Genomic DNA, 13,673 nt, shown 5'->3' with positions numbered 1-13,673 from the left:
GTGTAAACACCTCTTTCAGACATCGCTAAGTGATCTGGCTGCATTGAGACCGTAACACCCAGCTCACTAAAACGATGAATATCATCTGGATGAATAACTTCAATGTGTTCAACGGAATGTCGYGAATCTCGTTTACCATTTGTCTTTTGCGCTTCCTCATAGGCATCTAAGGCAAGACGGATTGCTCCATCTCCAATCGCATGAAAACGAATGCTGAAGCCCTCTTTATCTGCAGCAACGACCCATTTTTTGATCGTTTCAGGAGGGAAAGACGTCTCACCGCGTGTTTCTGGTTGATCCGCATAAGGCTCAAGTAGATAAGCTGTACGGGCGGTAATGACACCATCGATAAATTGTTTCAGTCCCGACACACGGAGTTTATCCGATTGATATGTCTCTCGCAATTGTTTGAAGTGCCCAAGATCGCCATTTAATGCAGGCCATAAATGAATCCGCGTTGTTAATTTACCGTTGTCTTCGAATTCTTTGAAAACATCTAGTGATTCTATTGTCTTTAAACCATGTAAGTCATTGACAGCAGTCACTCCTAAGCTTGCTGCATGTGCCAAGAAATTGGAGAAGATTTCATTTTTTTGTGAATTTGAAAAATTAAAGGCATGGCGGATAACCGCATCCATTGCTTTTTCATATAAAATACCATTGGGTTCGCCATTTTCATCTTTTCCTATAATGCCATAGAAAGGATTTTCCGAATGACGAGTAATATTAGCAATCTCCAAAGCTTTCGTATTCACCCATGCATAATGGCCTTCAGCGTGAAACATGAGTGCCGGACGGTCTGGAAGAATATGATCCAATGAATGGCGAGTCGGTARTTGTTGTGTATCCCAATAACCTGCATCCCAAGTAAATCCGATTACCCATTGATTTTCCGGTATTGATTCGGCGAATTCACCAATCATTTCCAGCGCTTCATCTTCTGAGCGAGCGGCGAACAGATTGACACTATTGAGGGCAACGGCACCTTGCATGATATGAAGGTGGAAATCATKGAATCCCGGCATAATTAATTGGTCTTTAAACTGATAGATTTTCGTGTGCTCACCTGCGCAGTGTTTAATTTCTTCCTCAGTACCAATCGCAACAATTTTGTTGTCCTTAATTGCAATGGAGGCAGGTTCAGGTTGGTCGGAAAGACCTGTAAATACAGTATTACTTGATATAATTACGTCAGCTACTTGTTGACTCATCATCAATCATTCCCTTCTTTTATAGCTCTATTATCAAGCTTCCTCATAGGCAAGCTCAGGAGGCGGCTGCCTAAACATTTTCGTTAAGTTTAATAGATAAATAAATCCGATAAGAAGCCAAGTTCCACCTAGTATTAGTGAATGTTTATCTAGATTTATGAAAAACAATCCAATTAGTGCTGCACCAGTAAGCGGGATAATCAAATATTGAATCGTTCCTTTAAAAGAGCTCTGTTTCTTTTGGAAAAAATAGTAAGAAACAACCGAAAGATTCACAAAGAAAAAGGCAAATAACGCACCAAAACTAATAAGAGATACAGCTGTTGTTAGATTTAAGAAAAGAGCGCTTAATGCAATCCCGCCAATGAGTAAAATATTGAACACAGGTGTCCGGTATTTCGGTGATAGATAGCCGAAGATTTTTTTCGGCAATACATTTTCCCTTCCCATCGCATACAAAATACGAGAGGCGCTCGTTCCCGATGCCACGGCTGAAGCTGTGGTGGAAGTTAGCCCCACTGCCACAAAGAAGCTCACAAAAATGTTTCCGCCTATATACATCGCGATCTCTAAATAGGCTGATTCAGGGTTAGTGAAAGAATGGAACTCCGGAAAAATTAGTTGTGCAAAATAAGAACTTGTGATAAATAAAAATCCGCCAATCATCGTTATAAAATAGATCGCTTTTGGCAATGTTCTCGTAGGATCCTTCGTCTCCTCTGAAAGAGTAGTTACTGCATCAAAGCCTAAAAAGCTAAAACAAAGAATTGGGATAACAGATAGGAGAGCCGGTGCACTAATTTCAGGATCATAAAAGGGAACGGTGGAAAATAATGTCCCTGTTCCTTTTCCTTCAAGAAGACCTTTAATGGACAAAATAAAAAATAGTACAAACAATAAAAATTGCAAGAAAAGCATATACGTATTAAGTTTCGCTGCTAATTTAATGCCAAGGATGTTGACAGCAGTAATAATCACAATAAATAAAATGATCCAAACAAACATCGGAATGGATGGAAAATAAGCTTTCAATGAAATACCGACGATTAGGGCGCTGATCATCGGGCTAAATATATAATCAATGATGATTGTCCAACCAACGATAAACCCTATATGTGGACTTATAGATTTTTGCGTAAACGTATATGCTGCTCCCGCTTTTGGGAACGCTTTCACTAATTGGGCATAGCTATAAGCTGTAAATAACATGACAACTAAAGCAATGGCATAAGCCGTTGGCATCATCCCGCTGGTACTGTCTACAGCAACCCCATATGTTGAGAAAAACGTTTTTGGAGCCATGAAAGCCAAGCCGAAAAAGACGACATACTTCAAAGTAAGGGTACGTTTAAGAGTTGGTGAATTCGTATTTTCCATTAATCAATCCTCCTTGCGAATTTTTTTACTAACGATCGTACACATTCATTAATGTGCACATAGTGAATAAGCGGATTATTCGGGTTATTTAATTTAAAATTCCGTGAATTCAGTCAATGGAAAGGCTATTTGTCTGGATTCATTTAAGGAGAACCAATAAAAATAGTAACTACTTGTGAACGGATACAATTTGAGCTCTGACTGAATGCTTTTAACAATTTTTTCATAATTGCCTGTCCTCCAATCGGCCGCACAGAGGAGTTGGTAAAGAAGAGTAGCATAATGCAAGGAACAACATGGCCTTGTCTTTTTGATGTCACACTTTTTAATAAAAGGTATCACTCCTTAGAACAAAATGATTTTTCAAAATAATGGTTTGCTGTTTTCATTTAGGAATGCATCACTCCATTCATTATGTATAAATCCATTATAAAGTCTCGTCTAACACGAGAGTAAACAGTTGCGATACAAAAAAACAGCCTTCGAAATGATAATGTTTTCATTTCGAAGGCTGTTCACTTATTACTTTTTCTTGAATCGGAATTTGTATTTCATAATAAGCTTCATCATATTGATCGGTCAGAGAAACGTCAACCTGCATAATTCGAAAGGCGTCACCGGTAATAATATAGTCATGAGTATCACAATAATGGAGTAGCTTTTTTAGCTGGGTTAGCATTTTCTCGCTTGTAAGTCCTCCATAATAGGAACATAAAAATAGCCCTTTTTCAATTTTTTTGGTAGGTTGCTCTGACTCCTCACCCTGAACAAGAATGAATGATTGAGATTGATAGTCACTTAGGTTAGCGGAAAAGTCAGATGATTGACGAATTTCATCAAAATACTCTTTCTTGATGAAATCTCCAAATTTATTGCTGGCCAAAGCAGGGATGATTCCACCAATCTTGTTTTCGAGCTCCAAATATCCAAAATAAAGATTTTCTGTATCCGTCCAAGCTACCGATCTGTCTAGCTGGATGTATTCCCGTTCTTCAAATTGTTTTATCACGATATCCGAATTGCTGTAACTGTTTGTGAAATGTTCAATATTGTATAATCGTGTCATCAAAATATTATGGATACCTTGCAATTTCTTAATTTCTTCCTGTATATTAGCCATTGATTTTTGAAGTGATTGAACCGACTTTTTGACATTGCGATCCGTAAGAAACTGCTTGATTTCTTCTAAGGAAAACCCGATGCTCCTTAACTCTTTGATCGTTCCGAGAACTTCATACTGGGAAATGGAGTAATAACGATAGCCAGTTTCGGGGTCAATATGAAAAGGCTTTAGCAATCCAATTTTATCGTAATGGCGCAACGTATCTACGGTTACACCTCGCAACTTCGCCATTTCTCCTATACTAAGCTTATTTTGCATGGCTTTTCTCCTAACCAATACTGAATTATATATATTAATAACATGATTTCCCCCTATTATAAAGTAGCGATTCCTGTTGTGTATAGCTAGTGGCACGAATATTTGTAAAGCACCGCATTCATAAAATTGCAGTCACAAACTTACACGTCCAGTATTCGATTTAATCGGGGTTAACCATTTCAGCTCTTGAAATGGGTATACCTTTTTGGACTTAAATGATCAAAATGCAGAAGAGGTTCAACAGTTTTTCTTGAAAACTTGTAACCGAAACTTCCAGGCGTCCAGTACAAAGCAAAAGCAATGGTTTTCTAATTAGAATGGATATTATTTATTGCATGTTTAATGAGGAATTTGTAATGAGGGAACATATGTTTTATAATGTACTTTAAGTAATTATCAATCGAAATAGGGGGAGGTATTATATGTATATTTCAATTTCAGATTTTATTAAAGAATGGAATAAAGAAGCCATACTCACTCAAAATGTCTTGGATAGTTTGACTGATGAATCCTTAGAACAACAAGTTTATCCTGAAGGTCGCACTTTAGGAAGAATTGTGTGGCATTTCACGACGAATATTCCAGATTATCTAGCTCATTTCGGGTTAAAGATAGACCGGATAGAAAGTTCGGAAAACGTTCCAACTTCAGCCCGCGAAATTGCCATCACTTTTAAAAATGTAAGTTCTCATGCAGCCAAAATTATTGAACAACAATGGACAGACGAATCCCTGGGACAAATACAAGAAGCGTTCGGAAGACAGGAAACAAATGCTTCCATCCTTATGGGGCTAATCAAGCATATTGTTCATCATCGCGGACAAGTTACGGTTCTGATGCGTCAAGCAGGAATTAAACCTTCTGGGGTTTATGGACCGCCAAAAGAAGATTGGATTCATTTAGGTGTGGAAAATCCACCGCTTTAAGGACTTATGAATGCTTAAGTTAGGATCTTCTACATACCGGGGCATTGGCGAATAATTAAATCCAGTACTTCATTTAATGACTGAGTTAATAATATGTTTTAGCATCCTTTGAAGGGTGCTTTTTTATTTTGCGAAAGAAGGGTTTAAATGAAATCAGCAAATTTATTAGCGACGATGTTTTAAATGCAACCCTTATTTTTCCATCTAAAGCTAATGAAGGTAGGATAGATTCGTTCTTCTCCTTTTGGTTAGGCTCTATTAAATCATTAGTGCAGAATAGTTCTTTAAGATTATTATTTTAATCATGCTATTTGTAAGCCGCCATATGCTGAACCCCCGCCATAATTACCACAACCACCGGCACAACTATATCATCAATGATCAGGAGTTAAACAAAACGACTATAATGAAAAAATCTTTACCAAATCAATTAAAGCTGACTGAAAGTTTATAGTTATAAATAACTGGATTTTGTTGAAAAATGTCGTTATTTGCGAATATCATTATCGTCATTTCTGAGATATTATAATATTGAATGCACTTTATTACATTGAAGTAATAATGCAGTCTTTATATCGGGGCTCAATTAAGTGAGTGGGGGAAAATAAATGAGTGTAATCATCGAGAAGAAACAAATGGAAAACTATACTCATATGGAAGATGCAATGTTGGTAGGGAAAATCCATAATGGTGATGAGGATGCACTGGACTTTTTAATCAATAAATACAGATGTGTCGTTCAATCAAATGCATTGAAGTATTTTTTAACGGGTGGAGAAAAGGAAGACGTCTTTCAGGAAGGGATGATTGGGCTATATAAGGCCATTCGAGACTACAAAAATTGCAAAAAGGCGTCTTTCAGATCATTTGCGGAACTGTGCATTACAAGACAAATCATAACGGCCGTTAAAGCGGCTATTCGCCAAAAGCATTCTCCCTTAAATAATTATGTTTCATTGTATATGCCTATCCAGCAAGGGGAGTCGGAACAGGGTCTAATTGATCTAATCCCTGAACAGAGACAAAATGACCCAGTCACGATCTTAATAAAATCAGAAGAAATTTGTGATATTGAGCTAATTTTAACCGAAGTCCTTAGTGAGTTGGAAAGCAGTGTTGTGGACTTGTACCTGGAAGGAAAAACTTATTTAGAAATATCAAAGGAACTGAATGTTCAAAAAAAGACGATCGATAATGCACTTCAGCGGGTAAAAAGGAAGCTGGAGCGGCACCTCGAGTCCAGGAGAGTGGAAGAATAATAACAATCATTCTTTAAACTTTCGGTCTTTATTAATTTGTAAAATAACATTGAAACAATTAATAGAATAGATAAAAGTGCTTATTAAAGCATTTTCCTGGTAATGGAGCAGTTAGTGCAGTGCTATCCTATGGGAAATAAAATCCCTCTAGTTATCATGCCGATAAAAATTTCTCTGAGTATAACCAAAAAAAGCCCAACTGAAACACATGGGCTTTTTACTATGTTCATTTTTTTAATTCACTCTCTTCAATTGGAGATTATACCTCAATGTTTCATCGTCTGAATATAATTTGTATCCAAGTCCATCACTGTAGTTAAGGAAGACTTTATCTGGAAGATGCTTTTTAGACTCACTTGATATTAAGATGGGGACCCCATTAATTATGAATCTCTCATCATCTTCGTTCTTATTATCAATTTTCAATTCGTGTTCAACATAAATCGAACAGCTCCCAACATAAATGGCCTCGATACGAACCCCTTCATTCTCTTTATAATTCATTTTTAATAGTTGTTCAATCGCTGCTTCTTTAATCTCAATATCCATGAAACCCGCTCCCATATTATTTTTTATCTATACAATCCTCTATTCATTCGTATACCCAATTGTTTATAAGTTAATGTACATAAGAATGTTTATTAAATATAATAAAGCCGATATTTCCGGTCATCAGGCTTATGTTGTTTAATAAAAACACAAATAAGTTCAAACACCATGTGTCTGTAACTCCATTTTTGGAATAGCTTTCTTTGCAATGATCATCCTATCGGCTTTGTTTTCATGGGCCACTTTTTGTTTAATTCAGTTATAAAAGTCTTTACATTTTTTTTATCTTTCATAATTGGGGAATAGACGTAAGAAAGTGTCCTGTTAAAGGATTCATCTTTTACCTGAATGATAGAAAGGATTTTATTTTGTACATCCCTTTCGATGACACTTCGGGAAAGCAGGGCCAGCCCTGAGCCGTTTTTTATAAGTGTTTCTTTAATTCCTTGATTGCTGCTTATCGTGAGTATCGATTTAATTTTCAAACCATTTGAACGTATGACATGGTTAAGGTATTCTCGTGTGCCAGATCCAACTTCCCTCGTTACCCATGCTTGGTCATGTAAATCAGTAATCTCCACATCGTCTTTATTAGCAAGTTCATGATTGTTAGAAGACACAATGAATAGCTCATCTTGCATGAATGGGTGAACTGAAAGTTCTTTTTCATTAGTTTGACCTTCGATTAAACCAATATCCACTTTGTATAGCCGAACGGCTTGAACGATTTCTTCCGTGTTCCCAATTATCACTTGAAGTTCAAGTTCAGGATATTCCTCTTGAAGGTCGATGAGTAAAGAAGGAAGGATATACTCTCCTATTGTAAAACTTGCACCTATCTTTAATTCGCCCTTTATGGACCTATCGTGTTCCTGTATGTCTTGTCTGGTCTGTTCATAGATTGTGATCATTTGCTTCGCCCGGTCGTAAAGAATTTCTCCCGTTAAGGTGACTTTCAAAAATTTAGGAGAACGGAGGAATAATTTGGTTTGGAACTCTTCTTCTAATTTTTTAATATGTAAACTAACACTTGGTTGAGACATAAGAAGAATTTCTGCTGTTTTTGTAAAATTCTTGACTTCCACAAGGGTCACAAATGTTTTTAGAGCATCATAGTACATAGAAATTTCTCCTTATTATTAATATTCTTAATAGTTATAATAAATTATATATATTTTACTAATGATGTACCTTCCAGTAAAGTTTTAATGAGAAACTTATTTTAGGAAGAGTATAGGCTGGGAAAGCTATTGTCCTTTGTTGCGTGCTATGAACCCTATATAACTGTATTTTTCATTTTTTTTGCAGTTAAAACCGACTTGGTCTATAGGAGTAAACGAGTTAATGAATTTATGGATCGAAATAATATTTAAACCCACTCGTTATACATAATAATCAACTAAGATAAGTTAATATCCCTTTGTGAGGTGGAAATCGTGCAACTTCAGGTAAGTAACAGTCCCTTTAATCAAGAGCAAGCAGAGCTCCTTAACAGCCTGCTGCCAAGCTTGACCGAAACACAAAAAATTTGGTTGAGCGGTTATCTGACTGCATCTTTGTCAGTTTCGAACACAAGTTCAGCCGACGCCCCGGTATTGGAAGCTCAAAGCGGCGGGAAGACAATATCAAAAGAAGTGACCATCCTGTATGGTTCACAGACGGGCAATGCTCAAGGGCTGGCAGAAAATGCGGCGAGTAAGCTTGAGGGTAATGGCTTTCAGGTTACCATTTCATCCATGAGTGACTTTAAAGTCAACAATTTGAAAAAAATCGAAAATCTTCTGATTGCCGTTAGCACGCATGGAGAAGGTGATCCGCCGGATAATACATTGTCTTTCCATGAGTATCTTCATGGCAGGAGGGCACCAAGCCTTGAGGGTCTCCGCTATTCGGTATTGGCGCTTGGGGACAGCTCATATGAGTTTTTCTGTGAAACCGGAAAACAATTCGATAAACGCTTGGAGGAACTTGGGGGGACACGATTATTTCCGCGAATGGACTGTGACCTTGATTATGATGAGCCTGCTTCCGAATGGCTGGAAGGAGTCATTTCCAGTTTAAGTGAAGGGCAAGTCAGTTCTGCTGCTGCAGTTCCCAAAGCAAAAGCTTCTGTAGGTGAAAAAACTTCTTATTCGAGAACGAATCCGTTTAAAGCGGAAGTGTTGGAAAACATAAATTTGAACGGACGTGGCTCCAATAAAGAAACTCATCATCTTGAGTTATCTCTTGAAGGCTCAGGCCTTACATTCGAACCTGGTGACAGCCTTGGCATTTATCCGAAAAACGATTCGGATTTAGTGGATATGCTTCTTATGGAACTGGATTGGGATCCTGAAGAAACCGTGAAGGTCAATAAGCAGGGGGAACTTCGTCAGCTTAGGGAATCGCTCATCTCCGACTTTGAAATAACGGTATTGACCAAATCGTTCATTGAACAAGCGGCACAGCTTTCTGGTAATGAGGATTTAAAGGAGCTTTTAAAGCCTGGTAATGAAGAAAGATTGAAAGAATATCGAGAAGGCCGTGATTTGCTTGATTTTGTCCGTGATTTTGGTTCATGGGGTGAATCGGCGCAAGAGTTTGTATCGATACTTCGGAAAATGCCAGCCCGTCTGTATTCCATTGCGAGTAGTTTGTCCGCCTATCCGGATGAAGTGCATTTGACAATCGGAGCTGTCAGGTATGAAAGTCATGGTCGGGAAAGAAAAGGAGTCTGCTCGATTTTATGTGCGGACAGATTACAGCCAGGGGACTTGCTGCCCATTTACATTCAGCATAACCAGAACTTTAAGCAGCCAAAGAACCCAGATACGCCAATTATCATGGTTGGACCGGGAACGGGCATTGCCCCGTTTAGATCCTTTATCCAGGATCGCGAAGAATCGGAAGCGAAAGGGAAAACGTGGCTCTTTTTCGGAGATCAGCATTTCGTGACGGATTTCCTTTATCAAACTGAATGGCAAAAGTGGTTGAAAACAGGTGTACTTACGAAAATGGATGTGGCCTTTTCCCGCGATACGGATGAAAAAGTGTATGTTCAAGACCGGATGCGCGAGCAAAGCGGGGAATTATACGAATGGCTTCAAAAAGGAGCAGCTGTATACATTTGCGGTGACGAGAAAAACATGGCACATGATGTCCATAATACGCTTATTGAGATCATTGAAAAAGAAGGCAATATGAGCCATGCTGATGCGCAAGCTTATCTAGAAGATATGCAACAGAATAAACGCTATCAACGTGATGTGTATTGAAATTTAGAAGAAAAGGAGATTACAACATGGTGAACCCACTATTGAAAGCACCAGCAGGCCCGCCAAGTGATGTTGAGCAAATTAAAGAAAGAAGCGATTATTTGCGAGGTACACTTGGAAAAGTGATGCAGGATCGGATTAGCGCCGGTATTCCGGATGATGACAATCGACTGATGAAACATCACGGCAGCTATTTGCAGGACGATCGGGATCTGCGTAATGAGCGTCAAAAACAAAAACTGGAGCCTGCCTATCAATTTATGTTGCGTGTTCGCATGGCCGGCGGGGTTGCACAGCCTTCTCAATGGCTTGTTATGGATGACCTTGCCCAGAAATACGGTAACGGAACCTTGAAATTGACAACAAGGCAGACGTTTCAAATGCATGGTATTTTAAAATGGAATATGAAAAAAACCATTAAGGAAATCCATGCTTCCATGTTGGATACAATCGCTGCATGTGGAGATGTAAACCGAAACGTAATGTGCAATTCGATTCCATTTCAATCCGAAATCCATTCCGAAGTATTTGAATGGTCGAAAAAATTGAGTGATTATCTATTGCCGCGTACAAGGGCGTACCATGAAATCTGGCTGGATGAAGAAAAAGTTGTCGCTACTCCGGAATTGGAGGAAGTCGAACCAATGTACGGAAAGCTTTATTTGCCAAGGAAGTTTAAAATAGGCATTGCGGTCCCGCCATCCAATGACATTGATGTCTACTCCCAGGATCTTGGCTTCATAGCAATTGTTGAAAATGGAAAACTTGTTGGCTTTAATGTGGCGATCGGCGGCGGTATGGGAATGACCCATGGTGACAAGGCGACATATCCTCAACTAGCCAAGGTAATCGGCTTTTGCCAGCCAGACAAAATACTGGATGTGGCTGAAAAAATCATTACGATTCAGCGTGATTACGGAAACCGGTCCGTACGGAAAAATGCCCGGTTCAAGTATACGGTAGACAGGCTTGGGCTTGAACCGGTAAAAGCTGAACTGGAAAATCGTCTAGGATGGAAGCTGGAGGAAGCGAGAACTTACCATTTTGATAATAATGGCGACCGCTATGGATGGGTAAAAGGCATGCAGGGTAAATGGCATTTTACACTATTTGTCGAGGGTGGCCGAATTGCCGATATCAATGATTACAAGCTGATGACCGGTTTGCGCGAAATCGCAAAGATCCATACGGGTGATTTCCGATTGACTGCCAATCAAAACCTGATCATTGCAGAAGTGTCAATCCAGAAAAAGAAAAAAATCATAGAATTGCTTGAAACATACGGTTTGACGGATGGTGCACATCATTCTGCGCTCAGACGCAGCTCGATTGCATGCGTGGCGCTTCCGACATGCGGGTTGGCAATGGCCGAAGCAGAGCGTTATTTGCCGGTTCTGATTGATAAAATCGAGGCCATCGTTGATGAAAACGGCTTGAGGAATGAAGAAATCACGATACGCATGACTGGTTGCCCGAACGGCTGTGCCCGGCACGCACTCGGTGAAATTGGCTTTATCGGTAAGGCACCTGGTAAATATAATATGTATCTCGGTGCTGCTTTCGACGGAAGCCGATTAAGTAAAATGTACCGCGAAAACATTGGTGAAGAAGAGATATTAAAAGAGTTACGTGTACTTCTTTCCCGTTATGCAAAAGAACGTCAGCAAGGAGAGCATTTTGGCGACTTCGTCATTAATGCTGGCATTATTAAAGAAGTGACGGATGGAACGAATTTTCATGATTGATTAAAACAAATGAGAGACAGGAATGACTTCCTGTCTCTTTTTGTAGACAAAAGGGGTTCTATCTGTATTTTAAAACAAAGTTGATGGAACGGAAGGTACGGGACTCTTGCGGGAAAAGCGAGTCCAGGGGAGACCCCGCAGGCGCAAGGGCGCCGAGGGCGGACCCGCCTGAGGAAAGCGAGTGCCCTACGTTCCAATCAACGTTCAAATGTACAGTCTGTGAGACAGGAATAATTTCCTGTCTCTTTTGGTATTCAAAGGCTTTCCAGAATGGCTGGAACATCGATATGTTGAATCATGACCATACTCATCTATCGTCTATTTATTTGCCTTGYTGTTATTTTTATAGGCTACTTCTGCTTCAATCTCAATGAGATAATCCGGCGAAACCAGACTTTGCACCCCTACAGTGGAACGGGCTGTTTTCACTGGATTTTCCTTTGTATTAAAGAAAAGAGCGTAAGCATCGAACCAACCTTGATAGTCTGGTGTATTTCCTTTGTTTGGATCTGGCGCGACATACACACGCAGATAAGTTACATCAGCGAGGGAAAGTCCTTTTGTTTTCAAATCTGCTTTTAATTTCTCTAAGATTCCGATTGCCTGCTTTTCTGTATTGCCATATCTCTCATAAGTGGTTTTTCCATCCTTGTTTAAAAGAGGTGCAACTGTTCCGCTAAACAATAACCGGTTATAACTTTGAGGCACAGCAACTGAACTAGAAATCGCAGAAGTTGGGGACCCAAAGAAGGTCACTTTATCCGATTTCAATTCATCTTTTTCGTTACCTGCGTATGCAAAAGAGAATCCTGTGATTAAACATATACTTAATACTGAGGCAGCGGTGATCGATTTCATAGGTGTATTCATATAGTCAGCTCCAGTTATTTATGTAACGACGATAGGTAGATAATCAGATTCATTTATCCGGCTAACCACAATTCTTGCTGTTTCAAAAGCATCTGCCAGCCATGCAGTTAGATAATTGAGCTGTTCACCAGCAATTTAATATGAATGTAGTTTTTCCGATCTGATGAAGATTTCTAAATGGCCTCTCGACAATTCATCATTCAGAGACCCCAGTTTGGATGATGTTAACTGTAGTTTCTACATTAATGTCCATCACCGGATAAATCATTTTCCATCGTTCATAGGTCAGTTGTTTATTTTTGCCGTGGTATTTTTCCTTTAAGCCAATCGGGTCAAGGGATTTTTTCTGAAAATCTTTAATAAGACGGTTTGCTTGCTTGGTTAAATCATCTTCCATTGCCTGTTCGATTTTTTTTATCATCTTTCTATTTGTAAGATTCTCACTTCGCATGGATTCCTTGATTTGTCCTTTAATTTTGAGTTTAATCGTGATGGAGGGACTACTCTCTGATTTGGATACCTCATAACTTGAACCGCTTCGGATGCTTTCTACAACGATATCGCTTTTTTTCTTGTCTTTTAATTTGAATTTGTATATTCCCCGCCTATGATGTTGAACTAATGTCTTGAAAATKAACATATCATCGGTTCGAACTTTCGTGACCATTTTATTTTCATGAAATAGGGCGACTCCTGAAACAGCAACTTCATTATTAATTAATTTAATTAAAGGAAGATACGAATCGCCGCCAGTTTCTAGAGCGTTTCCTAAAAAAAGATGGAGGTTAGTATCCGGTCCGTTTCCTGTTTCATTCTGTTGATTAATCAAATCCGATAAAAAGATTCCAATATTCACATTCGTATTTGGTGGTTTCGTATTTATTACATCCTTGACCTTTCCTTCAACGATGGCCAAAAGTACCCTGTTTCCAAGTTGCGGCTCACGGTAGAGATAATCGGTCAGTTCTGTCATTCCGATTTCACGAACCATTTTCTCGCTAAATAAAATGATGCGTGTCTGTCCAAGCATTACTGGCTTATCCGCTTTTTTGGATACGGTAGCCTGGACATCACTTGTTGTTGTCGATGTTCCAGTTAAGA

At 39.0% G+C, this 13,673-nt stretch carries 11 protein-coding genes; 4 read left to right on the top strand and 7 right to left on the bottom strand.

From position 1 onward, the window contains the following. The 3 genes from AC1DVB_RS21095 to AC1DVB_RS21085 form a co-directional block, all read right to left on the bottom strand. Nucleotides 1–1,214 (bottom strand): amidohydrolase (locus AC1DVB_RS21095; protein WP_477590793.1); only part of this gene is annotated, 1,214 nt, incomplete at its 3' end. A gap of 30 nt (nucleotides 1,215–1,244) precedes the next feature. Then, nucleotides 1,245–2,588, bottom strand: coding sequence for an APC family permease (locus tag AC1DVB_RS21090; RefSeq protein ID WP_477590791.1), 1,344 nt, complete (start codon nucleotides 2,586–2,588; stop codon nucleotides 1,245–1,247). 499 nt (nucleotides 2,589–3,087) lie between these two features. Further along, nucleotides 3,088–3,969, bottom strand: coding sequence for a MerR family transcriptional regulator (locus AC1DVB_RS21085; protein WP_463502821.1), 882 nt, complete (start codon nucleotides 3,967–3,969; stop codon nucleotides 3,088–3,090). A gap of 422 nt (nucleotides 3,970–4,391) precedes the next feature. On the opposite strand from AC1DVB_RS21085, the gene AC1DVB_RS21080 reads away from it, so the two are divergent. Both AC1DVB_RS21080 and sigH read left to right on the top strand, forming a co-directional pair. Next, on the top strand, nucleotides 4,392–4,895 hold the full coding sequence (locus AC1DVB_RS21080) for a DinB family protein (protein ID WP_095678370.1): 504 nt from the start codon (nucleotides 4,392–4,394) through the stop codon (nucleotides 4,893–4,895). Nucleotides 4,896–5,503: 608 nt separating this feature from the next. Next, a complete protein-coding gene (gene sigH / locus AC1DVB_RS21075) occupies nucleotides 5,504–6,154 on the top strand; it encodes an RNA polymerase sporulation sigma factor SigH (RefSeq protein WP_063576344.1) in 651 nt (216 codons plus the stop codon). A gap of 234 nt (nucleotides 6,155–6,388) precedes the next feature. Here the strand turns inward: sigH and AC1DVB_RS21070 are convergent, their stop codons facing one another. Continuing rightward, the gene (locus AC1DVB_RS21070) at nucleotides 6,389–6,703 is read right to left on the bottom strand and encodes an iron-sulfur cluster biosynthesis family protein (protein ID WP_278089389.1); all 315 of its coding nucleotides are present in this window, start codon (nucleotides 6,701–6,703) and stop codon (nucleotides 6,389–6,391) included. A gap of 212 nt (nucleotides 6,704–6,915) precedes the next feature. Next, nucleotides 6,916–7,824 carry a LysR family transcriptional regulator gene (locus tag AC1DVB_RS21065; protein WP_262868825.1) on the bottom strand — a complete coding sequence of 303 codons (909 nt, stop codon included), beginning with the start codon at nucleotides 7,822–7,824 and terminating at the stop codon, nucleotides 6,916–6,918. A 315-nt stretch (nucleotides 7,825–8,139) separates the two neighbouring features. Between AC1DVB_RS21065 and AC1DVB_RS21060 the strand changes: the two genes are divergently transcribed. Both AC1DVB_RS21060 and cysI read left to right on the top strand, forming a co-directional pair. Next, nucleotides 8,140–9,957 carry an assimilatory sulfite reductase (NADPH) flavoprotein subunit gene (locus AC1DVB_RS21060; protein ID WP_477590787.1) on the top strand — a complete coding sequence of 606 codons (1,818 nt, stop codon included), beginning with the start codon at nucleotides 8,140–8,142 and terminating at the stop codon, nucleotides 9,955–9,957. A 26-nt stretch (nucleotides 9,958–9,983) separates the two neighbouring features. Next, nucleotides 9,984–11,702: an assimilatory sulfite reductase (NADPH) hemoprotein subunit gene (gene cysI / locus AC1DVB_RS21055; protein ID WP_454861239.1), complete on the top strand. Its 1,719-nt coding sequence runs from the start codon at nucleotides 9,984–9,986 to the stop codon at nucleotides 11,700–11,702. A gap of 318 nt (nucleotides 11,703–12,020) precedes the next feature. Here cysI and AC1DVB_RS21050 read toward each other — a convergent pair whose 3' ends face one another. Both AC1DVB_RS21050 and AC1DVB_RS21045 read right to left on the bottom strand, forming a co-directional pair. Further along, a complete protein-coding gene (locus tag AC1DVB_RS21050) occupies nucleotides 12,021–12,572 on the bottom strand; it encodes a RidA family protein (RefSeq protein WP_477590785.1) in 552 nt (183 codons plus the stop codon). Between the two features lie 196 nt (nucleotides 12,573–12,768). Continuing rightward, the coding region (locus AC1DVB_RS21045) for a Ger(x)C family spore germination protein (RefSeq protein ID WP_477590783.1) at nucleotides 12,769–13,673 on the bottom strand (905 nt) is incomplete at its 5' end.

Source organism: Peribacillus sp. P4_D6 (assembly GCF_056401795.1).
Note: the sequence above shows the minus strand (reverse complement) of the source record. Positions and strands in the feature narration are given on the sequence as shown.